This window comes from Candidatus Binatia bacterium (assembly GCA_029248525.1).
Taxonomy (GTDB): domain Bacteria; phylum Desulfobacterota; class Binatia; order UBA12015; family UBA12015; genus UBA12015.
In genome coordinates, this window is sequence record JAQWJE010000040.1 from 38,936 (window position 1) to 62,823 (window position 23,888).

The window sequence follows — 23,888 nt, forward strand, 5'->3', positions numbered from 1 at the left end:
CTTTATGCTGCCTTCTTGCGGCCGTTCTGAAAGAGGTCGAGGTAAAGGCCACTGGTGTTGTCCACCATTTTCTCGACCGAGAAAAGCGATTCGACTCGCAATTTGGAGGCGGCACCGAGTTCGAGGATTCTGGTCGGTTCGGCCACCAGGCTGGCGATTGCTGCGCCAAAGAGTTCGGGTTCGCGTGTGGGCAGGAGGAATCCGGTCTCGCCTTCGACGATGACTTCCGGGTTGCCTCCGACTGCTGTGGCAATCACGGGCTTTCCCGCCGCCATGGACTCAATCACGGTATTGGAGAGTCCCTCCTTGACCGACGAAAGGACCGAAAAATCGAACGTTCGAATCCACTCGGCTGCATCCGTGCGGAAACCGGTGAAATGAACGCGGTCGCCAATTCCGAGCTCGTGAGCCAACGCGGTCAGGCGTTCGGTTTGGCGTCCATCACCGACCACTGCAAGGTGGAGGTTGGAGGTTTGCTCGCGGACGCAGGCCATCGCGTGAAGGAGTGTGTCGTGATCCTTTGCGGGCTCGACGCGGGCGACGACACCCGCGAGCAGTGCGTCGCCGGGCATGCCCAGTTCCCGACGTCTTTCGAGTGGGTCGAAGGGCTTCTCGAAGCGCTCGAAATTGACTCCGTTGTAAATCCGCACGACTTTTTCCGGCGCCAGTCCGCCGCGACCCAGCAGGTATTCCCTGACGGCTTCAGAGTTCGCAATGATTTTATCGGTCGCTCCGGCCAGGTAACGCCCGATCACGCGCTTGTAGGATTGCTCCCAGATATCGACATTGCGTTCCGAGGCGACCACGACCGGAGTGCCGGCCATTCGTGCGGCGACCCGCCCCCAGGTGTTCGCCGTCCAGAGGTAGGTTTGGAGAATATCGATTCGCTCTTCGCGCAGCAGTTTGGCGATCCGAGGGATGATACCTGCGTCGAGCTTATGTGTTTTTTCGATTTGGAACACGGGCACGCCCATGTCGGCGATCTCTTCCGCCTTGCGTCCGTGCCGGTAGCAACAGACCATGGGCTCGAAGCGATCGCGGTCGATCCGCCTCACAAGTTCCAGAATCTGCTGTTCTGTCCCACCGATGTCGAGCTCGTCGAGCATGCAGAGCAGCCGGAGAGGGCGGTTCGGAACAGAGCCGGGCTCTGCGCCGTTGGAATGCGGCGAATTCATCATGGGGAACATTGGAAAGGGTGCGTCAGGCACCCGTAAGGCTTCAGGAGATTCGTTCTTCAAACGTGGCGACGCCGGCCTGTATGTCGAGCGTCGGTCGCCATTGAAGTTCGGAGCGAGCTGCGTCGGTGCTGTATTTCAAATTTTCCGTAGCTCGGGTCAATTTGTACCGCGAGAGGGGTAGGGTTCGTTTCAGAAGGCGACTGGCGATATCGCAGGCCGCAGCAACGGGCATGAATACGGCCGGGGGGACGTAGGTTGCCTGAACATCCTTGATTCCCTGATTGCGGAGAGCTTCGAGATATTCGCCCTGCGTGACTCGACCGTCGATAATATTATACGCCCGACCAGAGACTCCATGGTTGGAGGCATTGAGAATTGCCTCGCAGGCGTTGTCGACGTGTGTGAAGGGCAGCAGGTTGGTGCGCCGGCCGACGATGAGGCGTCTGCCGCCGGAGCGTGGGATCGGGAAATGAAGCCGAGCGACAAAGGGTGCGGCTTCGGCTCCGTACAAAAGGCCGGGGCGGATAATAATCGTTTCGAGGCGCGAGTTCTCGCCGAAGGCACGCACACGTCGATCGGCTTCCGCCTTGGACCATGCGTATGCGCCTCTTTCCTCGATTCTCGGGTCGAGGGGCGTATTCTCGTGGATTTCGGTGCCGGCTGTTTCGGCGCCGTAAATCCCGGCCGAACTGATATGAATGAAGCGACGGACTCCGGCCGCTTCGGCCGCTTCCAATAGCGACTCGGTCGCAAGGACATTGTCGTCCTCGAAGCGCTGGCGATTACCGCCGCTGCTGACCCGAGCTGCGGTATGGTAAATCGTATCCACATCATGGGTGGCTCGTGCGATCGCGGCAGGGTCGTCGAGGGATCCCCACACGACCTCGCCTACCTCCGATGGAATTCTTTTCAAATCGGTTCCGGTTCGCACCAAGGCCCGGATCTGTTTGCCCTCGTCGGCAAGTTTTCGGGCGAGGTGGCGTCCGAGGTAGCCTGTACATCCCGTCAGGAGTTCCATGTGAGTTCTCTTTCCTGATCTGCCGGAGGGTCCTTGCGCAAGGCGCTCTCGATCGCGCGCAGCACGCGGACGTTCTCGCGTCCCGAGAAGCCGGAGTTGGGCGATGGATCTCCCTCGTCCAGGCTGCGGTAAAACGCGCGGATTGTATTGCCGATTCCGGGGTAGGTTTTCATGCGTCGCAGCAGGACCGCGAGCGTCACCGAGATCGTCGCCTGAACCATCTGGGCGGCAGGATCGAGATTGGCGAGTAATTTGGCCACCATCTTGGGCAGTTTGCGGTCACGCTCAACCACCAGTGTCATGGTGTTCAGGTTCACGCGTGCCGTTGCTTTCGTGCCATAGATGGCGAGGTGGTTGAGATAGGGCTGCGCCCCCATCGAAAACGACACAAAGGCGTCGCATTTTTCACCGGGCAGCATGATTCTTATTTCACGCAGAACGCCGTCGCTGGCGATGGGCGCGCCCTGCACAATGATATCCCGTGCGGGTCCGCTGAAAGCCTCTACGAGATAGAGCGGGTGGGGCCCGAGGTTGTAGAGCGGCGCGAAGGCATCTGCGACGCTCCAATGGCCGCCGGTATCATCTTCGGGCGGATTCACACCCTGATGTGCCTCGACGGTGACGATGTCACCGAGGCCGCCCTTGGCCACCAGTTTGTGGACTTTCTGCATGACCGGGTCCATCAGTCGGTTATGGTCCACGCAGATCCGACGGCCATAGCGCTCGGCCGTCTCGATCATCCGGTCGCAGTCCTCCACCGACATGGCCATGGGCTTTTCGACAAAAACATTGGCACCCTGTTCCATGACTCGAATGGCCAGATTGGCATGGGTCGCCGGAGGCGTGCAGATGTGGACAATGTTCGGCTGTTCGGCAGACATCATCTCATCAATGGATGTGTAGTGGTTTGGGATACCCTTTTCGCTGGCGAACGTCTCGGCGAGGGCGGCGTCGGCGTCACAGACGGCAACAACCTCGGCCCCGGCGATGCCGCGAATGAAACCACGATGGACAGCAGCGATCCGACCGGCGCCAATCAGCGCCACCCGGTTATTACGTTTGCTCATGTTTCTGATCTCAGCCGAAGGTGGGCAGGTAGCGCCAGAACTCGTTGTTCAAGGCACAGCATTTCGCGCAACTTGGAAAGAGACCTCGCTCTTTCAGCGATTTGCGGAACAAGGTGTAGGCGTCGTTGTTCCAGATTTCCTTGACACTTTTGTCACGGATATTCCCGAAAGCGACGTCGAGCGAACAGGAATAGACATCGCCATAGGGATTGATTCGGAACGTTTTCCAGGGGTAGAAGCATTTTTCGACGAAGGCATACTCGTCATCGAGGAACCGGCGTTCCATTTCTTCGGGCGTCTTCAGCGGAGGTCCGAAGCCAACGGGGATTCCATACTCCTCGCCCTTTTGAATCGCTTTTTGGGATTCGGCATGGAGGGTTTCACCGTTGACCTGACGCAGATACATCGGGAGGTCCTGGTTTTCCTCTTTGTCATGCTCTGGCAGGGGCATCAGTTCCCGAGTTTCCTTGTCATGCTCGGGCGTCGTGTAGAACATATAATCGAAGTCGACAGTGTCGACGCCTGTGTCCTTGAGCCAGTCGAGGACTTCGCTGTAGCGGTGCTGGTTGAGCGCCGTCACGGTCACGGTGATTCCGATTTTCGGGCGACGAACCCCAAGTTTCTTCTTGGCTGCCTGAATGTTGCGAATGCCTTCGAGCAGGCGACGAAAGCTGCCCTTGCCGCGGCGAATCTCATCGTGGAGATCGTCGGGTCCGTCGATCGAAATCGACAGAGAGTGAGGCTTGAGAGAGACCAGTCGCTCGGCCTCGGCTGGTCGCAGGAACCAACCGTTGGTGTTCACGCAGAGATGGATTGGTGTCTTGCCGATATATTCGATGATCTCGAAGGCGTCCTTGCGCAGGAAAACCTCGCCGCCGGTGATGGTCATATCCTTGACGCCCATCTCGACGATATCATCGATGGTCCGCTTCACTTCCTCGGTGGTCACCTCGGCTCGTTGGCGCGACTTCACATAATCCGCATCGGTCTTGTTGTGCATCATCCGGGGAATATCGAGAGGGCACATCTGGCAGGAGAGGTTGCACCTCAGCGTCAGTTCGAACGTCATGGACTGCGGGGTCCAGGCCTTGCCGCCGGCGACGGTATAGGGGAGCCAATATTTGTAGCTCTGCAGATTGCTTTTGGTCAGTCCGCGGTCGCGGAGCCATCCTTTTACGCCATCAGCCAGAGTATTTTCTTCGTTCGTCATTTAGTTCGCTCCCGGCAATCCGGAGTCAGAGGAAGCGTCGTCCCTGCTGTCGCAGGCGTCGGCCATCTTCCTTTGTAGGGAAAGAAAAGTAGGTTGCACTCTCTCGGTCATTCGGAATCGTCTCTACGTTACCAGCTTCCAGGCGATCAATCGCCCGGATAATCAGCCTCGCGCCGGTGGATTTGGTCCGCCGGATCAGGCTGTCCTGTGTATCTTCGTCGGTAATTTCGACCTTTTCCTGTAGCAGGATCGGCCCATCGTCGAGGTTTTCGTTCATGAAATGGACGGTGGCGCCGGTCTCCTTCTCGCCATTTGCGAGGACCCAGAAACTCGGCAGGCGTCCTCGGTAACGCGGAAGAAGGGCGCCGTGGACGTTCAGGCAGCCCAATTTGGGTAGTGCGAGGATTTCGGTCTTGAAAACCTGGCTCGCATTGATCGAAATGACCAGATCGACTCCGAGTTCTCGCAATTTCGCATGATAATCGGGGGCATTGACGCTGGTCGTCGATATTTCCGGGATTCCGTGGGCCTTGGCGACCGAGGTGACCGAAAAATGTCCGGGAACCGGAACCCATCCCGAGGCGAGTCCGAGTGCTTTACGGCTGGCATAGCGGATGGATTGCTTCAGGAATTGGGTGACTCCGTACACATTCAGGTGCTCGAGCGCGGTCGAGGTCCAGGTCTGTTTCGGCATCAAGGTGGGGAGAATGGTGATGCCGACGAAGTTCTGGCGCCTTTCGGAGAGGACGGTCTCGAGAAACTGAGGCAGGTAGAGGCAATCTTCCTGTGTAATAATGAGGGTTTTTAGGGGCATTTCGAGTTTCCGTCTCAGGGGTTCATCATGTGGGGTTTGTCCGTCGCAGGCAATACGGGAATTTCGGGCCCTGCGAGATGTCCGGCGGTGGTCAGGACGTCTCGAATTGGAGCGAACCGGAAATCGCTCAGAAGTCGGCGAAGTTTCGGTTCCATAGCCTCCAGGCGCCAATAATGCGTTGAAAACCCTCGTTTTCCCTTGATGGGGAGCCGTGGCTGCTCCGGATCGATTTCCCAAGGATGGAGGTACACGACGGCGGGTTGGTTTTCCATATGGACCCGGCGCATACCCCATTGCATGTATTTGTAGGGAAGTAGACGCAGATAGGCTCCGCCGCCGAGAGGGAAATTCCGTCCTCCGATCGCCATGGTCGTCATCGGAAATTCTGCCAACTTGCGCCCTTCGCTCTCGTGCACGGTGAAGGGAAAGCGCTGCGCTCCGGGGATGCCATAGAGAGGATCCTGAACGGGGAAGACGCTGGAGTCGTAGGTCAGGCCTGCGTCCACCATCACATCGAGTGCCCATAGAGACTTCGCAGTGACCGAGAAGGAAGGTGCTCGATAACCAAGGACCTCCACGCCTGGTACGGCGCGAAGAATTTCGAGGGACTGCAACAGATCTTCCTCGAACAATTCGCGTCCCTGCTCGTAGACGAGTCGGTGGGTATGCCCGTGCGTTGCGATTTCATGGCCCGCCTCGGCAATTTCCTGCACCAGATCGGGGTGCCGGACCGCGTTCCAGGTCAGGATGAAAAAGGTTCCTCGGACATCGAACTCCTTGAGGAGTTTCAAGATCCTGCGGGTGTTGGGAACCACTCGGCTTTCGTAACGGTCCCATTGGTCCAGCGGGATTTTGTCTTCGAAGTCCGATACCTGGTACCAGTCCTCGACATCGACGGAGAATCCATTGATGATTTCGGAGCTCATGGTTCCACTCCCGAACTCGGCTTGGCGGCACTCTCTCTTGCGGTTTCCGTCTCGAAGGGGCGCTCGGCGGTTTGCCATTTACCCAGTTCGGACCCTGAAAGCACTTTCTTCCACCCCTGCAGCGCGGCGAGGTTTCCGATCCCGAAATAGACAGCAGGCGAGATCGCTTTCTTCAGAGCGCCGTCCGGGAGCCTGAATCCGATGGGGATGGCCAGATAGACTGCCAGTTGAGCAACAAAGGCGAGGTTGTAGAACCATCCCTCTGCCAGCGCCGATCCGATAAAGATGCCCAGGAAAAGGAAGGGCATCAGATAGCGCAGGCCCTTGCGCGAGAGGAGTTCCCAGCCGATGAGCCCGGCGCGCCGGGCGGCGATTTCCGGCCATACGGCGGCGATTCCGCGAATGCCGCGACCGATGATGCGGGAGCGACGTTTGAGCTCATCATCGGTGTCGCTGGAACCGGCTTCGACGGAAAGGGCACCTCCCTGATAGACGCAGGCGTAACCGGAGGCGGCCACCCAGATGGGTTGCACCATATCGTTACAGACATCATTGGGGATCGAGCGGCATAGGTCCTTGCGAACGGCAAAGATCGAACCATTGGCCCCGAGCAGGCTGTCGAGAGACCCCTCCATGCGCTTCTGCATCTGGTCGAGTTCCCAATAGCGGTTGTAGCCCTCGGCGATCGGGTTTTCGTTGAAATTCCGGTACACGAGTTCCCCGCACGCCGAGCCCACCTGCGGGTCCGCGAATGGATAAAGCAGTTCCTTGAGGGCATCGGGTTCGTACATGCCGTTGGCATCCGTGAAAACGATCACGTCGCCGGTTACCAGCGGCATGGTTTCATTCAGCACGAGGTTTTTGCCGCGGTTGGGTTCAAAGCGATGGAGCACGACCCCACGGTCGGCAAAGCTTCGTGCGATCTCGGGAGTTCGATCGGCAGAGCCGTCGTCAGCGACCACCACCTCGAGCCGCCCTTCGGGGTAGTTGAGGCCGATCGCATTCTCGATCTTCTGTTCCAGAACCTCTTCCTCGTTATAGGCAGAGATGATCAAGGTTGCTTTTGGCAGCAGCTCATCTTCGCGAGGGCGCACGGGCGGCTTCGGTCGGACTTTGCCGAGCAGAACCAGCGCGAGAGGGTATCCAATAAAATGGTAGCCCAAGGCTCCGACCGAGAGCCAGAAGAGAATCATTCCGAACATATGACTAGATATTTCCTCGCGAAGCGTTTTCGAGCAATGGACTCCCCGAATTTCGAGAATCTACAGTCTTTTCGGCCCAATTTGCAGGAATCTTGAATCCAGCATCTTGCAGCGATGCGCGATACGCTCTTTGCATCGAACCGATCATGGCATCGAGGCTGTAGTGCTCTTCGACCCGCTTTCGACCGGCGCCGGAAAGGCTGGCGGCAAGCTGCGGATCGGTCAGGACACGTTCGAGTGCATCGGCGAGGCCCGCCGCATCATGCGTATCCGCGAGGAGTCCGGAAACACCGTCTTCGATAATTTCGTCGCAGCCACCCGCCCGGGTGCTGACGACCGGGAGTCCCGCAGCCATTGCTTCTAAAAGGGCATTGGGCATGCCCTCAATCACCGAGGACAAGAGGTAGACATCCCAGCGCGGAAGCAGGGCCGGGACGTCATTGCGCCGACCAAGGAATTGGACGCAATCCTCGAGGTCGAGCGCGTGCCGCTGCAGCAGAAGTTCGTCCCGCAGGTTTCCCTCACCGACAATCTCGACCTGCAGGCCCGGGATCAATTTTCTGAGAGCGGCGAATGCTTCCAGAGCGAATTCGTAACCCTTTTTCCAGCCCAGTCGTCCAACCATGCCGATGGTGGGCCGGGCGGGGTCGAGCGGTCGCCGGACAGCGGCCGAGGGGAACTCGACTCCGTTCGGGATCTCCAGAATCTTGCTCGGAGGACACCATTCGTGAGTCCGCACAAGCTCACCTACGGAGCCTGCGTTGACCACGACTTGATCCGCGACGCGATTGGAAAACGCGGCTGCCAGTCGCCGATCGCGACGTGTGTAGAGGTCGAGGCTCCTCTTGGCGACAAAGGTCACGGGTGCAGCGCGGAAGAGTCTGGCGAGAGCGGCAAGGAAGTTGCCCTCAAAGAGGTAGCCGTGAACGATATCGACCTTGTGTCGGCGCAGCTCGCGCGACATTTCCCATGTCGAGCGCAGGGTCGCCGGGCGCATCATGCTGTCGCGGATCCCCACGGCATGCACGGCCGTGTCCCGGGCCCGAAATTCGTCGGCTAATTCCCCGGGATCATCGGACGCCGTCCAGATCTCGGGCGTGAACTGGTCACGGTCGAGTCCTTCGACGACTCGGAGAAGATGCTTCTGCGCCCCTCCGATTTGTAGATGGTCAACGATATAGGCGACACGAAACATCAGGCGCCTTGAGGCCTGTAGAGAGCTCGAGCGGCGGCACGTCGGGCGCCGGCTGTGCCTGCATTCTGTCCGGGCAGGCCGCGGCCACGCAATTCTTCATCCTCGGCCCATCGGGACAGGACGACGGCGATGGCGACCAGGAAGTAGACATGAACCTCGAGCCAGACATCGGCGAAAATCGAGAAGAAGAGCAGCAGAATCAGGTAGAGGTTCAGAAATTCAGGCAGATAGGGAAGGGTTTCGTGGTTCTTGTATTTTGGCCGGAGTTTTTGGATCCGCGTATAGAGCGCAGCAAAGAGGCTCAGGTAGAGAAGGCCGGCGATGATGCCTCCTTCGGCGAGAGACCAGATATACGAGTTATGTGGAGGCTTGTAGGAGCCGTGCATGATGGCATTGACCCAACGGAAGTTCGCCAAGCCGACGCCCGTGATCGGGTATTCGGAAATGATGGTGGTCGCCTCGGCCAGAGTCGTGGTGCGCACCTGCGTGGAGCGACTTCCTTCCGCAGAGGCACTGCCGTCCGTCGAGGCAGCAGGCGCAAAGGGGTTCAGATTCAGCAGGCGCTCGCGGTGGTTTTCGGTCAACGCGAAGTTGAAGGCGAGAACGAAAATGGCAATCCCGAAAAAGCCGGATCCAATCTTCCATCGACGCGGTACCTGAGGACCTTTGAGCAGCATGAATCCCACCAGAGCGAGCCCGAGGAATCCACTACGTGAAGCGGAGAGGAGAACCAGCGGCACGCTGCAAATTGCGAGGAAGAAGAATAATGTGCGCACGGCAATCGATCGAGCCGTGACCGCCAGATAGACAAAGAGCGCGATGCCCACGTTCATCATGAAGGCAAAGCGGTTCAAGTTGACCGCCCAGCCAACAGATTTGGAGGAAATTCGGTAGTCCGCTTCGCCGGCAATGATCTCACCGCCAAGGGTGGGGAGCGCCGCGGCAATACACGCAGCCAGCACGATGAGGACGGTGCGCAGTTGGCTGGGTGTTTTGACCCATTGGATGAAAAAGATCACGAAGGCCACGCGCGAGAGGAGTTCGAACATCCACCGGCCGCTATCGTCCGAGACCCCGTAGAAACGACCCATGGAGCCTTTGACCTCAACCGAAGGGAGAAGGCGTTTCTCCGGCAAGTACAGCTCGCTGACGTAGGAGATCGCGATAAACCAGACGGCAATCATCAGGAGCAGACGAATTTCTTTCTCTCGGAAAAACCAGAAATCTCGCGTCTGGTAGAGGTGCCAGGTCAGCATCAGGATCAGCGAGGCCCCCAGCAAATTGTTGATGGTCAGGGGAGGAGAGCCTTTGAGCGCATCCGGGTAGGACACCAGCATCGTCGACATGATGATCAGAACGCCGATCAGGGGTTGGTAGAAAACGGCAACCGCACCAACCAGGGCCAAGCCAATGAAGGCCCCACCGATCGCAAGCTTCTCGTCGGTCAGAGCCGCGTACGCAAGGAAGATTGCGTAGATGACGAGAACGCCCACCGACCAAAGCGGAATCCCCGGAGTGGCGCTTGTGCGCCTCCGGGTCGCAGGTCGGGAGATCGGTAGCGACGGCGAGCTCACGCTTGCAGCTTGCCTCTCTCGATGCCGAGGGTGAATTCGGGCATCGCGCCATGACGGTTGTAGATGCCAATACGTTTCAGCGCGAGAAGGTCATCTCCTGCCTGGACGCTCCCGGTAAGTGAAGTCGTCGAGGAGTCGTATCCTGCATCTCGCACGATTCCCTTCACTTCGTCCGTCAGATGCGCGCTTCCGCGACCATTGGGGTAGGAAAAGTGCCGGACGGGTGCGCGCAGCTGCGCTTCGAGCGCCGCCTTCGAGCCGATGATTTCTGTTTGGGCTTCTTCGAATGTGGCGTTCGGCAGGTTGGGGTGGGTCAGGGTATGAGCCCCGAAAATCATGCCCGCCTGGTGCATTTCGCGGACCTGGTCCCATGTCATCATGATCTCGCTGAGAGGTGATAGGTCGTCGATCTCTCCAGCGACGCGTACAGCTTCGAGAAGGGCCAGTCGCTGTGGCGTGGGAATATTCTTCATGCGAATGACCAGCTGGGTGAACGCTTCCTTACGCTGTACGGCATCTCCCAGCGGTAGCCGGAAGGCGATGGGATCCTTCGTCTCCAGAACAGCGACCTGCGAGGTGAAGACCACGAAGCGCAGGAGCCCGACCCAGAAGATCTCTTCGTTGTCGATGCAGTTGGTCGTGACGTAAAACGTCGCGTTCAAATCATGCTTCCGCAGGATCGGGAATGCTTGCGTGTAGTTGTCCAGGTAGCCGTCGTCGAAAGTCAGGGCGACTGCTTTGGGCGGTTGCGGCTCGCCTTGCTTGACACGATCCACCATCTCGTCGAGCGAAATCACATTATAGTGCTTGCGCAAGTAGGTGCATTGATCATCGAAGTCAGCGGGTGTGACGGCGAGTCCCGGGTCGAGACATAAATGGGTCCCATCGGCCTCGGTGCTTACCGAGTGATAGCGCAGGATAACCGCTTTGCCGCTGAGGCAGGTCCGGGCGAGTCTGGCGATGCCACCGTAGTGGATCGCAATCTTCGCCATGCTGGTAATTGTATTTCGAATGGGAACACCTCCCGTTGGTGCGCACCCGGAAAGGGGAGGGGGAACGAGTATTAGTGGGCGCGAATATCGGAAATCAGACCCAGGACGGGGAGCTCAAGCTCGCGCTCCACGTCTGAGGCAAAATGATAGGTTTGGTAGAGGAATTCGAGGCCAAAGGCCCCGGCGATGCCCAGCCCGGCACCCGCGATCAGGGCGACAATGAACGTCAGGCCTCGATTCTGGCCGTAGGGCTTGACCGGTGGTTGGGCTCGATCGACGATGCGGATGGAGTCGAGTTTATCCGCGCTCATCTGGAGGGAAAGGTCGGCTTCCTGACTGCGCCTTACCGCAAGGTCCAATGCCTCCCGTGTTTGTCGGACGCTGGATTCCAATTCGCGGAGTCGACCAGCAGAACCGTCCATTGCATGAATCCGGTCCTGATAGACATCGACGGACTCCTCGAGTGTCGACTTCTTGGCGAGCAGGCCTTCCCGGTTTGCATTCGCGCGGTGCAACTCTTCCATCAAATTCTGACGGATCGGGTTTCTCTCGAACCTCTCGGTCCCGACGATCCTGGGGGGTTGTTCCCCGACGCGGCCGCGAAGTTCTTCGATCTGGCGCATCTTGTCCTGAACGCGACGATCGCTGTCGGTGTATTTTTGTCGCAACTCCGAGAGCTCAACCGTGAGCATTCCGATTCGTTCCTCGAGGGCTCGCGCTACGGGGTTGTTGACCATATTCACATCGCTGGCCACGCGTTCGGGTTCGGCCTCAAGGGATTGGTTCAGGCGGGCGATATTCTGGCCGGTCTGTCGGATCAGTCCCTCGGTTTCGCGCAAGTCCAGTTCGGCGGCCATCATCTGGCGCACGGACTCATCGAGTTGTTGTTCCAGGTCCACGATTCCGGTCTCGCGCTGGTAGTTGTCGAGATTGGATTCTGCGACTCGAAGATCTCCTTGCAGGAGGGTCTGACGCTTGTCGTAGAATGCCGCGACTTCGGGGGACTCATATAGGCTGGGGTGATACTCGATGTAGGTGTCGGCGATCGTGTTCACGACCGAGGCTGCGACATTTTTGTCGGGATGCTCGAACGCGATTTCGATCATGGGCGTTTTGGGAAATGGAGTCACTTGCAAGTTCCGCCGCATCGCCGCGGCGGTCCGGCGCGCGCGGACCTTCGGGTCTGCCGGGACCGGGTCCACCAATTCCAGCTGGAGCCGGCTGGCGGCTTTCAGCAAGAAGGTTCGGTTCTGCAGGTTCTCGATCTCGGCAAAGAGCACCTGAGCTTCCGGGATCTGTGTCGTCTTCCGCGTCTCCTGCGGCGAGAGGTGCAAATAGGAGCGGCTTCCGACCACCAGCAGTTTCGCACGCGCCATATAGGTTGGCGGCCGCAAGAGGGTGAACAGAATGATGGGTACGGCAACCACGAGGAAAGTGATCAGGACAAAGCGTTTCCTCTTGAACAGAATGTGGAGGAATTCTCTTACGGCATCATTCACGATCGCGCCCCCTGGTCGGGAATCACGGCAACCTCGATGACGTCCTGAGGGTTCGCCAGTCGGGTCAGCGTTTCGGGGATGTAGTTCTGGGTCCGGTTCAGGATGGCGCCGATGACTGGCGCGCTCACCCTCTCGAGTTCGCGCAGCGAGATCGCGGGTGCGCTCACTGGCGTGGCTTCAGCCTGAATGACGACGACGACTCCGTCGGTGCGCGGCGCGAGGTAGGCGCTGTCTGCATACATCTCCATCGGAGCCCCATCGATCAGGATGGTGTCGAAGTCCTTGCGGAGTGCGCTGAGTAGATCGTCAAAGGAGCGCCCTTCGAACATATAGGGGACCCGCATGGGGCCAATTCCGGTGGGCATGAAGTAGAGGTTCGGTAGATCGGTAGGGTGGATATGTTCCGATCCATCGCCACCGTCGGCCAGCGCTTCGCAGAGTCCGGTGCGAGTTTCGCCCCCGAAGACATTGGTCAGTCCCGGGGTGCGGAAGTTCGCATCGATCACCAGACAGCGGCCCCCTTGGGCCATGGTGGATCCGAGGAGGGCGGTTGTGGTCGTGACGCCCTCGCCGTGGCGGGAGCTGACCAGCAGCATCAGTTGCAGCGCCCGCGGGCCTTTGGCCGCCAGAATATTCTTGCGGAGTTGCTGGAACTCCTCGACCGTCGTGGGAGGCACGTCGAAGCTGAAATGCTTGCGGCCGTGGAAATCGTTTCCGGCGCCGTAATAGGCTCCGTTACCGTTACCGTTGCCGTTGCCGTTCCCGTTGGCGTGTCCGTTGCCATTTCCGTTGGCGTGTCCGTTACCGTTGGCGTGTCCATTGCCGTTCGCCTGTCCGCCGGCCATCCTCTTGAGGTGTTCGCCGATGCGGGCCCAGCGGCCCTCGTTCATGGCAGGGAGGTTCTGGTGGGGCGCCTCTGGTTCGAGCGCAGGCTCGACCGACGGTTTGGCGCTCGCTTCCCGGGTTTCCGACCCCGCGTTCAAGTCGGAACTCTCGGCGGATCCGCTGGATGTGGCGCTCGCGGCGGTGGTCTCGACGTCGATCTCGTCGCGCCGGCCCTCCTTTGCGAGGCGGGCTTTTCGCTCTGCTTCGGCCCGCTTCAATGCTTCGTATGTCTTACCCACGTGAATCTCCCGGGAATCTCTGGTCAGAATGCCATTGCGTTCAGGTCGAAGCCTGGCCGCGGTACGGTTGGGAGCAAGCCGCGGATCCATTGATCCACCCAGATGTTGGCTTGTCCGATGAAGGTTTTGGGGACGAAGACGATATCGTCGGGCGCCATGTAAATTTCTTCCGGCGAATCTCCCTGAACGACGGCTTCCAGATCCAGACGCTGTGTCTGGATCTCACCGCCCATGCGGGTGACGTAGAGAACCTCGTCCATCCGAGCAGTGTCGGTAAAGCCGCCTCGTTCGATCACGGCCTGGAGTGGGGTGAGGCCATCTCGGAAGTTCACGAATCCAGGCTTCGCCACATCGCCGCCGACGTAGACTTTATGCTCGGCCAGTTGGGCGATGATCACGCTGACCACGGGGTCGCGGAGTGTTGCCGACGATTTCTCGACGATGAGACGCTGCAGCTCAGCGACCGTGAGGCCGGCAGCGTTGATGTCGCCGGCGATCTGCAAACTGATCAACCCGTCCGGCCGGAGGGGGACGCGTTCGTTCTCCTCGGGATGATGGGTGAACTTCACGTCAATCAGGTCGCCTGGTGCCAAACGATAGCTGAGAGGGTCGACCTGCTCGGGGAGAAGTTTCGCCGGGCTGGTCTGCTCGGCCGGAACCTGCGCCATCATCATCAGCGCTCGTTGCTGGCTGATGCTGGGGCCGCAAGCGGAAGCCAGCAGTCCGGTCATCACCAGAATCAAGGTGAGAGAAAAGCCGGACTGCGGCGATCCCGAGTCATTTGCTTGCGTGAATTTCAATTTGGAGTGTCTCCGTGGAACAGTTTTTATAGCGGTTTCGGGCTGAAAAGGCTTGTGAAAGTTTAACGCTTTCGGCCTGTCGCCATCTTGCCCGGGAATAGATTGGCGCAAAAGAGAGAAAAGCAAATCTGAAGCCAAGGCGGTCTCCGCCAATTTCTCAGAAAACAATGTAAATGCTAGCTTTTTCAAGGTTCTGCCACCCCTCCCATGGATACGTTTTTGGTGCATCCATGCCAATCATCGGCAGAATCGTGCAAAACCACGAGGGTTCGGCCCAAAATAGTGTTTATTTTTGCAGAACTGGACCGAGGGTTTGCGCGGTGCGCAGTGCGTCATCGGGGTCGGTGAAGGCCGGCAGGAACACCCGATAAAGGTCCGGGCCATCGTACAAGCTGACCGTTTCGATCTCGACGGGCTGGGCCAACTGCTTCTGCAGCAGGCTCTGGCGGGCGAGTGCCTGCCGGAGGCTTGGCGTGGTCAGGGCAATGACCTGGAGTTGCCCATCCGGTCCGGAGACGATGCGCGTGGCTGCGTCGAGGCTCGGGAAAAGAACAACTCCGCCGGCGATGATCCGGCTGGGGTCATCGAGGCCGGGATTCGCTGCCTGAATCAGATCCAGAAGTGTATAGCTCTGCGTTCCGTAGACCCGGTTGGCCATCGCGGCGAGGGTGTCTCCGAGTTGGATTTCGAGGAGCGCAGGCACGGTTATGGGGCGTTCGGTTGACGTCTCCGGCCGGGCCTCGGCTGGCTCGGGCAATGCGTCAGGTTGGGAGGGCGCAATGACCGGGGTCGCCGCGGGGCGCGGGCTTGTCGGGGACGACCCGACTGACGGCGGCAGGACCGCAGCCAACCGAACAGCATCCGGTACTGGCTTTGGCTGGAGCATTTGGGCGCCGCTTTGTATCGCTGCGGACGCGGTTTCTCGTGGCATTGCCGCGACCACTACCGGCGCTGCTGTGGACAGGGCGCTCGCGGTGGGTACCGGACTCGCGCTCGGTGCCGGACTTGCGGTCGGTGTCGGACTAACCGTCGGTGACGGGCTGGCGCTCGGCACCGGCGTCGGCTGCGGGGTCGCTGTGGGGACCGGATCCGAAGTCGGACTCGGAAGCGGCAGTGCGATCGGTAATTTTTCGGGGGCGGCGTTCTCCGCATCTCGAGGCGCGTCCGCGAGTACCGGCGCGGAGGGCCTTGCGGGAATCGGCGGGTTCGTTGTGCTCACGTCGCCGGGGCTGCCCGATGGCATCACGGAGGGTGCAGGAGGTGCCTCGCCAAACCAGGCGACCGCGGCAAAGAGCAGAAGGCCGACAGCCAGCAGTCCAGCCAAAAGGGAATTGTTCACGGGTCGCTGCGGTGGTTCGACAGGCTTGTCGGAATTCGTTTTCGGCGCCTCGGGCGCGGGGTCTGCGGGACGGCTTTCCGGGCTGATATCGGCGGTCGTCGGGACAGGCTTGGTCGTCGCGGAATCCGCAATTATCCTATTGTTTTCAGTATCTTGCCGGGTCGGCTCGAGGATGGGTGCGGTGTGACGCGGGTCGATTTTCTCGAGGTCAGCAATGACTTCCCGGAGAACTTCGCTGTCGATCGTCTTGCGGCCCAGCGCGTAGCCCACGAGCAGGGCATTGTCGCAGACTGTGTTGATCAGGCGCGGGATTCCGCTGGAATATTGCCAGATTGCGTCGAGGCTCTCGGGGAGAAAAAGAGAGGGTGAGCCGCCGGCAACGGCGAGGCGCGCCTCGATAAATTCGGGCAACTCTTCCCGCGTCAGAGGGTCCAGCCGACAACGCACGGCTATCCTCTGTTTCAGCTGCCGAATGCTGGGATCGGCCAGTCGGTCGGCCAATTCCGGTTGGCCGGAAAGTACGATCTGCAGGATCTTGTCCTGCGCTGTCTCGAGGTTGGAGAGCAGGCGCAAGGATTCCAGAACGTCGATGTCGAGGTCCTGGGCTTCATCGATGAGCAGAATCGTGTTGCGTCCTTCGGAGAAGGCCGCGAGCAGAAATTCATTCAATTGCTGGAGCATCGCCAGCTTTTTTCCGGCCGGTGAGCTGATGCCCAATTCGCTCAGGGTATATTCGAGGATCTCCTCGAACGTGGCGTTCGGGTTGAAGAGGAAAACCGAAACAACCTCATCTCCGAGATCGTCAAGCAGTTTTCGGAGGAGTGTGGTCTTGCCGGTGCCAGCCTCTCCGACCATCGCGATAAAGCCTTTTCGCTCCAGGATCCCGTAGCGCAGGCTGGCCAAAGTCTCCCGGTAGCCATCGTTCCAATACAGAAAGCGAGGGTCGGGTGTCTGCGTGAAGGGTTTTTCGCTGAGTCCGTAGAACTCCAGGTACATCGCTTCTCTCCGAATATCGCCGTCGATTCCCCCGACGTGCCATAATGGCGCGCGAGGATCTCCTTTGCTCAACGTCCCGCGACGTGGGTTCCTTTAATTGGGCAGGTTTTCGTTGCCTCGGAACCTTCTCGCGCGGGCCCATCCGAGAACGACAAGGCTGAGACCTAGCACGAATCGCGGGAAACTGTGCGGATGTCTCTGGTAGACCGTGCTCTGGTCGAGCAATCGGGCCTCGAGGGTGCCCGCAACGCTCTTCCCTCGGGGAAGCTGGAAAAACCGCTTGCCCATCGGGTCGATAGCGGAGGTGAGTCCGGAATTGGTCGCGCGAACGAAATATCGGCGGTTTTCCAAGGCACGCCATTGTCCCAGAGTCTCATGCAGGAGCAGGGCTGCGCTGTCGCCGTACCAGGCGTCGTTGGCGACGCTGACCAGGAGGTTGGCTCCCTTGGCGGCCGATGTGCCGAGTGGCGAGGCCATCATGTCTTCGTAACAAATAGCGGGCCCTATGCGGATATCCTGATTCAGCGAGAGGACCGTAGCCTCCCGGCCGGCGTGGAAATCTCCGGAGTTTGGACTCCACGATCGGATGATGGGAAATTGTTCACTGAAGGGCAGAAATTCGCCAAAGGGCATCAGGACCATTTTGTCATAGCGACCCTTCAGCCGGCCTTCGGCGGTGCGCAGGAAAAGGCTGTTGTAAAAATCCAGCCCTTGCGGAGTTTGGCGATAGGAAAGCGCGCCGAAAAGCATCGCGGTGGGCGCCTCGGGGTAAGGGTCCCGCGCGGCCTCGAGGGGGCGGTCTTGTGGCAGGCCCCAGGTCACAACCGTTTCCGGCCAGATCAGCAAGTCCGGCGGGGGCTGGAGGCTCTCGGAGAGCCTCCGGTATGTCTTCAGGTTCCTGTCGAGATCGTTGGGGTCACGTTTTGCAAAAAGAGAGAGATTTCCTTGCACGACACCGACACGCAACGAGGGCGCGGTCTCTATCGCCGTCTGCACCCGAGGCATTTGCCACTGGGCATAGGCGAGGAGCAGGGCCACGAGGATTAACGGAGGGACGATGCGAGTGATACGCGGACGCACGAGTCCGGCGGCAAACCACAAGATGGCAAACGAGAGAAGATAGGGTCCGGCCACGTCTGCAGACTGAATGAGGAGGGGAAACTCCCGCTGCGTATAGGCCATCCTCCATGGAAAGAGATTGGGAAAAAGGTACTCGGTTCCCACCCAGAGAGCGGGTGCGAGCAGGCTCGGTGCCGCCGGACCGGCAAATCGCAGGGCCACGCCGACGGCCGCAAACGGAATGCCCGTGTAGCCGATCAGGATCACATAAAAGAGGGCGGCCAGAGGCCATGGAAATCCGCCAAAGATGGTGATCGTGTCGATCAGCCAGAGACAGACAATGCCATTGGCTGTGCCACCCATGACCATCCCCAGAGCCAAGCTCTGCCTGTAGCTCGAGGCACGCGGGGCGGCCCACAGGAACGGGAGGAAGGCGATCCAGGCAATTGGACCCCAGACCGGCGCAATAAAGGGGAGGGCCACGGCCAACCCGCCCAACGCGCAAAGAAAGTAGTTCAGTGGCATATCGGCTTCGTCCGGACGCCAACACTGAGGCGGGAACCCGACGGTCGTTCATCGATAGCCGCGCACGCCGATGCTTTCAAATAATTCTCATGGATGTTGAAAAATGCCCGCCCACGGTTGCGTCTGACGCTCGGATGGCCATCATCCTCTCCACGGAGATACTCTTCGGGAAGGCGGCATGGCATGGCAAAACAAAAGGCAGTCAGACGGAGCAAATCGAGCTCGGAGGACTTTGTGGTGCCCGGATTTCAATTTGGTGCGGCAACAGCCGGGTTGAAGGACTCGGGCCGCCCGGATGTGGGATTGATTGTCGCGGATACCGCTGCGGTCGCGGCGGGCGTGTTTACCACGAACAGGTTTCGAGCAGCGCCCGTAGCTCTTGCCGAAGACCGGCTTCGCAGTGGCCATTTGCGCGCTTTATTGGTCAACAGCGGAAACGCGAATGCGTGCACAGGTGCGCGTGGTCGGGCGGATGCGGAGAAGCTTTGCGAATGGACCGCGGCCCGATTGGCATGTCCCGCCGAGGAGGTGCTTTCCGCGTCAACCGGGCTCATCGGGGCACCCTTGCCCATGGGCAAACTTCGCGGAGGGATCCGGGGGGCGACGGCCTCCCTGAGCGCTGGTGGCGCCGAGGCTTTCGCCGAAGCTGTCTGCACGACCGATGCCTTCTCGAAGGTCGTGACAACGACCGTACCGGGACCGGACGGTCCGGTGAGGATCCTCGGAATCGCGAAGGGGGCCGGGATGATTGCTCCCGAGATGGCCACGCTCCTCGTATTCCTGATCACGGATGCAGATCTTTCGGCGACGTCAGCCCGCAAGCTGGCGCGTCTGGTCGCAGGCGGCTCCTTCAACGAGTTGTCAGTGGACGGCGATACCAGCACGAACGACAGTCTTTTTGTTTTGGCCAGCGGCAAGGCGCGCCTTGCGAAGCGTGGGGGATTGCCGGAGCCATTTGCGCGGGCGGCGGTCCAGGTCGGGCGCGACCTGGCAACCTTGGTGGCTCAGGATGGCGAGGGGTCGACCAAAGTCGTCCGTCTCGAGGTGGGCTCGGCTCGCACGGAATCAGAAGCGCGTCAGGTTGCACGCACTGTGTCGAGATCGACGCTGGTGAAAACGGCTTTCCACGGCTCGGATCCCAATTGGGGACGGATCGCCTGCGCGATCGGGTATAGCGGCGTGCCGGTGGATCCCGAAAAAGTGACGATCGCGATTGGCGGGATCAAGGTGTTCGCAGCCGGAACAGGAGTCGCAGGCAGTCGTGCCCGCGCGCGGCGGCATATGCTGGGCGCGGACATCGAGGTGCAGATCGAATTGGGCCGGGGAAAAGCGAAAACCTCCGCGATTACGACGGATCTCTCCCCTGCCTATGTCGAGTTCAATTCGGCCTATTCGACCTGAGGCCGCGTGGGGAGTTTGGTGGACGATCAGGGCAAGCACGATTGGGTACCCGAGCGACAGGCGGGTGATTTCAATTTGAAGTCCCCGTTTACCCCGCGCGGGGATCAGCCGGCGGCGATTCGTTCTCTGAATGAGGGCCTCAATGCGGGGGTGCATCACCAGACCCTGCTAGGTGTAACTGGTTCCGGCAAGACGCTGACCATGGCGCATGTGATCGCCGAGCGAAATCGTCCTGCCTTGGTGATCGCGCCGAACAAGACGCTGGCGGCCCAGCTCTACAGCGAGTTCAAGGAGTTTTTTCCCGACAACGCCGTACGCTATTTTGTTAGCTACTACGACTACTATCAACCGGAGGCTTACGTCCCTTCGACAGATACTTTCATCGAAAAAGATTCCTCGATTAACGATGAAATCGACAAGATGCGGCACTCCGCGACCAAGGCGCTTCTGGAACGAAATGATGTTCTGATCGTGGCCAGTGTTTCCTGTATTTACGGGCTGGGTTCACCGGAAAAGTATTTCGAGATGCTGGTGTTTCTCGAGAGGGACGCGGAATTTGAGCGTGACGAGTTGCTGCGGCGCCTGGTGGGTATCCAGTACGAGCGCAATGATATCGAGTTTCATCGAGGGACGTTTCGCGTCCGCGGGGATGTGGTGGAGATTTTCCCGGCATACGAAGATTCCAGTGCTGTGCGCGTGGAGTTTTTCGGGGATACGATCGAGTCCATAGCCGAGTTCGATCCCCTGCGCGGCCGGACGATTCGCGGGCTGTCGCGTGTCGCGATCTATCCCGCCAGCCACTACGTGACGACGAGCGATCGTCTCGAGGATGCAGTCGCTTCCATTCGGGACGAGCTCGAGACGCGATGCGTGGAGCTGCGTCAGGAGGGCAAGCTCCTCGAGGCGCAACGACTGGACCAGCGCACCGTCTATGATCTCGAAATGCTCGCCGAAATGGGTTTCTGCCATGGGATCGAGAACTATTCGCGCCATCTTGACGGTCGTCTTCCCGGGGAGCCGCCTGCTTCTCTGCTCAGCTATTTCCCGGACGACTCCCTGATCCTCGTCGATGAAAGTCACGTTACGGTGTCGCAGGTGGGGGGCATGTTCCGCGGCGATCAGGCGCGGAAGCGTAATCTGGTCGACTTTGGTTTTCGCCTCCCGTCGGCACTGGACAACCGCCCGCTCAGTTTTCCCGAATTCGAGTCCCATGTGCACCAGGCAATTTATGTTTCGGCGACGCCCGGCGAGTATGAACTGGAAAAGAGCGAGGGGCTGATCGCCGAGCAAGTGATTCGGCCGACCGGCCTGACCGACCCGGAGATCGAAGTGCGTGGCGCCCGCACGCAGGTAGACGATCTCCTCGAACAGGTGCGGATCCGGGCCAAGCGGGATGAGCGTGTTCTGGTGACGACCTTGACCAAGAAGATGGCCGAGGACCTGACGGATTATCTCGACGAAATGAGCGTCCGGGTTCGCTATATCCACGCCGATGTCGATACCCTCGAGCGTGTGGAGTTGATCCGCGCGCTGCGGCGCGGGGAATATGATGTTCTGGTGGGGATCAACCTTCTGCGCGAGGGATTGGATATCCCCGAAGTCTCGCTGGTGGCGATTCTGGATGCTGACAAGGAGGGGTTCCTTCGTTCGGCGCGTTCTCTGATCCAGACGATTGGCCGTGCGGCGCGCAACGTCAATGGGCGAGTGATTCTCTACGCGGATTCCGTGACGGATTCGATGCGGCAGGCCATGGACGAGACCAGCCGCCGCCGTGTGATTCAGGAGGCTTATAACGTCGAGCATGGCATTACGCCCGAGACGATTCGCAAGTCGATCGGATCCCCTCTGGTGGAAGTGTACGAAGCCGATCACTCGACCGCACCCGCGATTCTCACGGAAGGGTCGAACGGGGACGCCGCGTTGAGTGCCGGGGAGTTGCGGCGGGCGATGCGGGACGCGGCCGAGAATCTCGATTTCGAACGAGCCGCCGAGCTTAGGGATCGCATGAAATCTTCTGCGGCTTCTGATTCGTCGTCAGAGTCTGCGGCGACGAGTTCTCGGGCCGGGCGCTCGGCGCGGCCGCGCGGTCGCAGGCCGAAACGATGAGTCCGTCTGCGGGTGGAGATGTCTCGGAAGCGCTTGCTGCGCAGGGGGCTGCGGCACCTCCTCGTCCCGGGGTCTATCTCTTCAAGGACGACCAAGCCCGGGTGATCTACGTTGGCAAAGCCAAGAATCTACGGAGTCGCCTCGGGTCTTATATGCGGGGCGGGGATGGTCGTCAGCAGATCGTCTTCCTCCTGCGCAAGGCGACTCAGGTCGAGTGTCTGGTGACGCGGAACGAAAAAGAAGCCTTGATCCTCGAGAACAACCTGATCAAGCAGTACAAGCCGCGGTATAATATTCGTCTCAAGGACGATAAATCCTACGTCAGCGTCGCGATGACCAAGCATGCATGGCCGCGAGTCGTGGTGACCCGAAGGATCCGGAAAGACGGTGCCCGGTATTTCGGACCGTTTCATTCGGCCAGTTCGGTCCGAGAGACCCTCGACGTGGTTCGCAAGGTTTTTCCCCTGCGCACGTGCAGCGATGCCGTGTTTCGAAATCGTCAGAGGCCATGCCTCGAGCATCAGATCGGTCGTTGTCTTGCCCCCTGCGTTCTGCCGGTCGACCGGGAAGATTACGAGGGCCATCTCCGCCAGGTGGCCTTGCTGCTGGAAGGGCGCAACGAGGAACTGGTCGCGGGGATGGAGCGTGAGATGCAATTGGCCTCGAGCGAGGAGCGATTCGAGGAGGCAGCGAAGCTGCGGGACCGCTTGCGTTCGATCCGTAATACCGCGCAGGGGCAGGAGGTCCTCCAGCATGATGGAGGCGATCAGGATGTCTTCGGGTTCTACCGCGAGGGCGGTTTTGCCGAGGTTCAGATTCTGATCGTGCGCGCCGGGCGGCTGGTGGCGAACCGATCGTTCGGATTCCGGGACTGGAACTTGCCCGAAGAAGAACTGATCGGCTCCGTTCTGACGCAGTTCTATGGTGGGGGGCATCCCATCCCGCCGCAGATCCTGCTGCCAGTCGAGCTGGCCGATGCTGACGCTCGCGAGGAGATGCTGACGGAACGCCTCGAGCGGAGGGTCCGGATTGTGGCACCGCAGCGGGGCCGGAAAAAGCGGATGGTGGATCTCGCCGGCGAGAATGCGCGGCAGGCGCTGGGTGCCCGTCGGGGCGAGGATGAGCGTCAATCAGAGACTGCCGAGGAGTTGCGTCGGCGTCTGCGGCTGCGCTCAGCCCCGCGAACGATTGAATGTGTCGATATATCGACTTTTCAGGGCAGCTCGACGGTCGCGTCGGTGGTGGCTTTCGATGACGGTGCGCCGGCAACGGCCCGCTACCGCCGCTACCGAATTCGCACGGTCGAGGGGACCGATGATTTCGCAAGTATGGCGGAAGTTCTCGGCCGTCGCTTTCGGGCCGGTATCGAGGCTGATGACCTGCCGGACCTTTTGGTGGTGGATGGTGGGCGCGGGCAGCTTGGCGTGGCGCTTGCGGCGCTCGCGGATCTCGGACTCGACAGCCCAGAAATTGTCGGGTTGGCGAAGTCTCGTGCACGCAGTGATGCACGGTCGGTCGCCATGGAGCGAAGCGAGGAGCGAGTTTTCCTTCCCGGCCGGGTCAACCCGGTAGTCCTGCCGCGCTCTTCCGGTGCTCTCTTTCTGTTGCAACGAGTCCGCGACGAAGCTCATCGTTTCGCGATCACCTACCATCGCAGCCTGCGACAGAAGGCGGCTCGTGAGTCGCCGCTGGATGCCGTTGCCGGGATCGGCCCTGAGCGCAAAAAGCTCTTGCTGCGACATTTTGGGAGCATGGCTGGTCTGCGGCGGGCGTCGATTGAGGAAATCGCGGCTCTCGCCGGCATTGGCAAAACTTTGGCGCGTACGATCGTGGCGTCGATCGCGGAGGATTGAGCTGCCTGCC

18 protein-coding genes are annotated in these 23,888 nt (G+C 59.8%); 3 read left to right on the forward strand and 15 right to left on the reverse strand.

The window, feature by feature from the left end; all coding sequences use genetic code 11:
- Positions 1–2: 2 nt before the first annotated feature.
- The 15 genes from P8K07_09860 to lnt all read right to left on the reverse strand — a co-directional run bounded on the left by P8K07_09860 (position 3) and on the right by lnt (position 18,518).
- Entirely contained in the window at positions 3–1,106 is a 1,104-nt protein-coding gene (locus P8K07_09860) for a glycosyltransferase (protein ID MDG1958827.1), read from the reverse strand.
- Between the two features lie 112 nt (positions 1,107–1,218).
- Complete coding sequence (locus P8K07_09865; GenBank protein MDG1958828.1) at positions 1,219–2,196, reverse strand: NAD-dependent epimerase/dehydratase family protein; 978 nt, start codon at positions 2,194–2,196, stop codon at positions 1,219–1,221.
- The gene (locus P8K07_09870; GenBank protein MDG1958829.1) at positions 2,184–3,263 is read right to left on the reverse strand and encodes a Gfo/Idh/MocA family oxidoreductase; all 1,080 of its coding nucleotides are present in this window, start codon (positions 3,261–3,263) and stop codon (positions 2,184–2,186) included. Before P8K07_09870 ends, P8K07_09865 begins: the two co-directional genes overlap by 13 nt.
- 10 nt (positions 3,264–3,273) lie before the next feature.
- Positions 3,274–4,473, reverse strand: coding sequence for a radical SAM protein (locus P8K07_09875; GenBank protein ID MDG1958830.1), 1,200 nt, complete (start codon positions 4,471–4,473; stop codon positions 3,274–3,276).
- Positions 4,474–4,498: 25 nt separating this feature from the next.
- Positions 4,499–5,287, reverse strand: a complete 789-nt coding sequence (locus P8K07_09880; GenBank protein MDG1958831.1) for a formyltransferase family protein — start codon at positions 5,285–5,287, stop codon at positions 4,499–4,501.
- Between the two features lie 14 nt (positions 5,288–5,301).
- Complete coding sequence (locus P8K07_09885; protein MDG1958832.1) at positions 5,302–6,213, reverse strand: DUF3473 domain-containing protein; 912 nt, start codon at positions 6,211–6,213, stop codon at positions 5,302–5,304.
- Entirely contained in the window at positions 6,210–7,415 is a 1,206-nt protein-coding gene (locus tag P8K07_09890) for a glycosyltransferase family 2 protein (protein MDG1958833.1), read from the reverse strand. The genes P8K07_09885 and P8K07_09890 overlap by 4 nt, the downstream gene beginning before the upstream one ends.
- Before the next feature lie 4 nt (positions 7,416–7,419).
- A complete protein-coding gene (locus P8K07_09895) occupies positions 7,420–8,610 on the reverse strand; it encodes a glycosyltransferase family 4 protein (protein ID MDG1958834.1) in 1,191 nt (396 codons plus the stop codon).
- Positions 8,610–10,184 (reverse strand): O-antigen ligase family protein, encoded by a 1,575-nt coding sequence (locus P8K07_09900; GenBank protein MDG1958835.1) that lies wholly within the window; start codon positions 10,182–10,184, stop codon positions 8,610–8,612. Before P8K07_09900 ends, P8K07_09895 begins: the two co-directional genes overlap by 1 nt.
- The gene (locus tag P8K07_09905; protein ID MDG1958836.1) at positions 10,181–11,176 is read right to left on the reverse strand and encodes a polysaccharide deacetylase family protein; all 996 of its coding nucleotides are present in this window, start codon (positions 11,174–11,176) and stop codon (positions 10,181–10,183) included. Before P8K07_09905 ends, P8K07_09900 begins: the two co-directional genes overlap by 4 nt.
- Before the next feature lie 71 nt (positions 11,177–11,247).
- Positions 11,248–12,675, reverse strand: a complete 1,428-nt coding sequence (locus tag P8K07_09910) for a hypothetical protein (protein ID MDG1958837.1) — start codon at positions 12,673–12,675, stop codon at positions 11,248–11,250.
- Entirely contained in the window at positions 12,672–13,799 is a 1,128-nt protein-coding gene (locus P8K07_09915; GenBank protein ID MDG1958838.1) for a CpsD/CapB family tyrosine-protein kinase, read from the reverse strand. The genes P8K07_09910 and P8K07_09915 overlap by 4 nt, the downstream gene beginning before the upstream one ends.
- 23 nt (positions 13,800–13,822) lie before the next feature.
- Positions 13,823–14,599, reverse strand: a complete 777-nt coding sequence (locus P8K07_09920) for a polysaccharide biosynthesis/export family protein (protein ID MDG1958839.1) — start codon at positions 14,597–14,599, stop codon at positions 13,823–13,825.
- Between the two features lie 286 nt (positions 14,600–14,885).
- Positions 14,886–16,934 carry an AAA family ATPase gene (locus P8K07_09925; protein ID MDG1958840.1) on the reverse strand — a complete coding sequence of 683 codons (2,049 nt, stop codon included), beginning with the start codon at positions 16,932–16,934 and terminating at the stop codon, positions 14,886–14,888.
- 93 nt (positions 16,935–17,027) lie between these two features.
- Positions 17,028–18,518 carry an apolipoprotein N-acyltransferase gene (gene lnt, locus P8K07_09930; protein ID MDG1958841.1) on the reverse strand — a complete coding sequence of 497 codons (1,491 nt, stop codon included), beginning with the start codon at positions 18,516–18,518 and terminating at the stop codon, positions 17,028–17,030.
- Between the two features lie 183 nt (positions 18,519–18,701).
- Here lnt and argJ point away from each other — a divergent pair, with 183 nt between their 5' ends.
- Genes argJ through uvrC form a run of 3 tightly spaced genes read left to right on the forward strand, consistent with a single transcriptional unit; the run spans position 18,702 to position 23,878 of the window.
- Entirely contained in the window at positions 18,702–19,919 is a 1,218-nt protein-coding gene (gene argJ, locus P8K07_09935; GenBank protein MDG1958842.1) for a bifunctional glutamate N-acetyltransferase/amino-acid acetyltransferase ArgJ, read from the forward strand.
- Positions 19,920–19,934: 15 nt separating this feature from the next.
- Complete coding sequence (gene uvrB / locus P8K07_09940; GenBank protein ID MDG1958843.1) at positions 19,935–22,025, forward strand: excinuclease ABC subunit UvrB; 2,091 nt, start codon at positions 19,935–19,937, stop codon at positions 22,023–22,025.
- Positions 22,022–23,878, forward strand: coding sequence for an excinuclease ABC subunit UvrC (gene uvrC, locus P8K07_09945; protein ID MDG1958844.1), 1,857 nt, complete (start codon positions 22,022–22,024; stop codon positions 23,876–23,878). The genes uvrB and uvrC overlap by 4 nt, the downstream gene beginning before the upstream one ends.
- Positions 23,879–23,888 lie beyond the last annotated feature (10 nt).

Coding starts and splice junctions, on each gene's coding strand:
- P8K07_09885 (MDG1958832.1), bottom strand. CDS start 6,213: ATGAGCTCCGAAATCATCAATGGATTCTCCGTCGATGTCGAGGACTGG.
- argJ (MDG1958842.1), top strand. CDS start 18,702: ATGGCAAAACAAAAGGCAGTCAGACGGAGCAAATCGAGCTCGGAGGAC.
- lnt (MDG1958841.1), bottom strand. CDS start 18,518: ATGCCACTGAACTACTTTCTTTGCGCGTTGGGCGGGTTGGCCGTGGCC.
- P8K07_09880 (MDG1958831.1), bottom strand. CDS start 5,287: ATGCCCCTAAAAACCCTCATTATTACACAGGAAGATTGCCTCTACCTG.
- P8K07_09925 (MDG1958840.1), bottom strand. CDS start 16,934: ATGTACCTGGAGTTCTACGGACTCAGCGAAAAACCCTTCACGCAGACA.
- P8K07_09860 (MDG1958827.1), bottom strand. CDS start 1,106: ATGCTCGACGAGCTCGACATCGGTGGGACAGAACAGCAGATTCTGGAA.
- P8K07_09865 (MDG1958828.1), bottom strand. CDS start 2,196: ATGGAACTCCTGACGGGATGTACAGGCTACCTCGGACGCCACCTCGCC.
- P8K07_09875 (MDG1958830.1), bottom strand. CDS start 4,473: ATGACGAACGAAGAAAATACTCTGGCTGATGGCGTAAAAGGATGGCTC.
- P8K07_09895 (MDG1958834.1), bottom strand. CDS start 8,610: ATGTTTCGTGTCGCCTATATCGTTGACCATCTACAAATCGGAGGGGCG.
- P8K07_09890 (MDG1958833.1), bottom strand. CDS start 7,415: ATGTTCGGAATGATTCTCTTCTGGCTCTCGGTCGGAGCCTTGGGCTAC.
- uvrC (MDG1958844.1), top strand. CDS start 22,022: ATGAGTCCGTCTGCGGGTGGAGATGTCTCGGAAGCGCTTGCTGCGCAG.
- P8K07_09905 (MDG1958836.1), bottom strand. CDS start 11,176: ATGGCGAAGATTGCGATCCACTACGGTGGCATCGCCAGACTCGCCCGG.
- P8K07_09870 (MDG1958829.1), bottom strand. CDS start 3,263: ATGAGCAAACGTAATAACCGGGTGGCGCTGATTGGCGCCGGTCGGATC.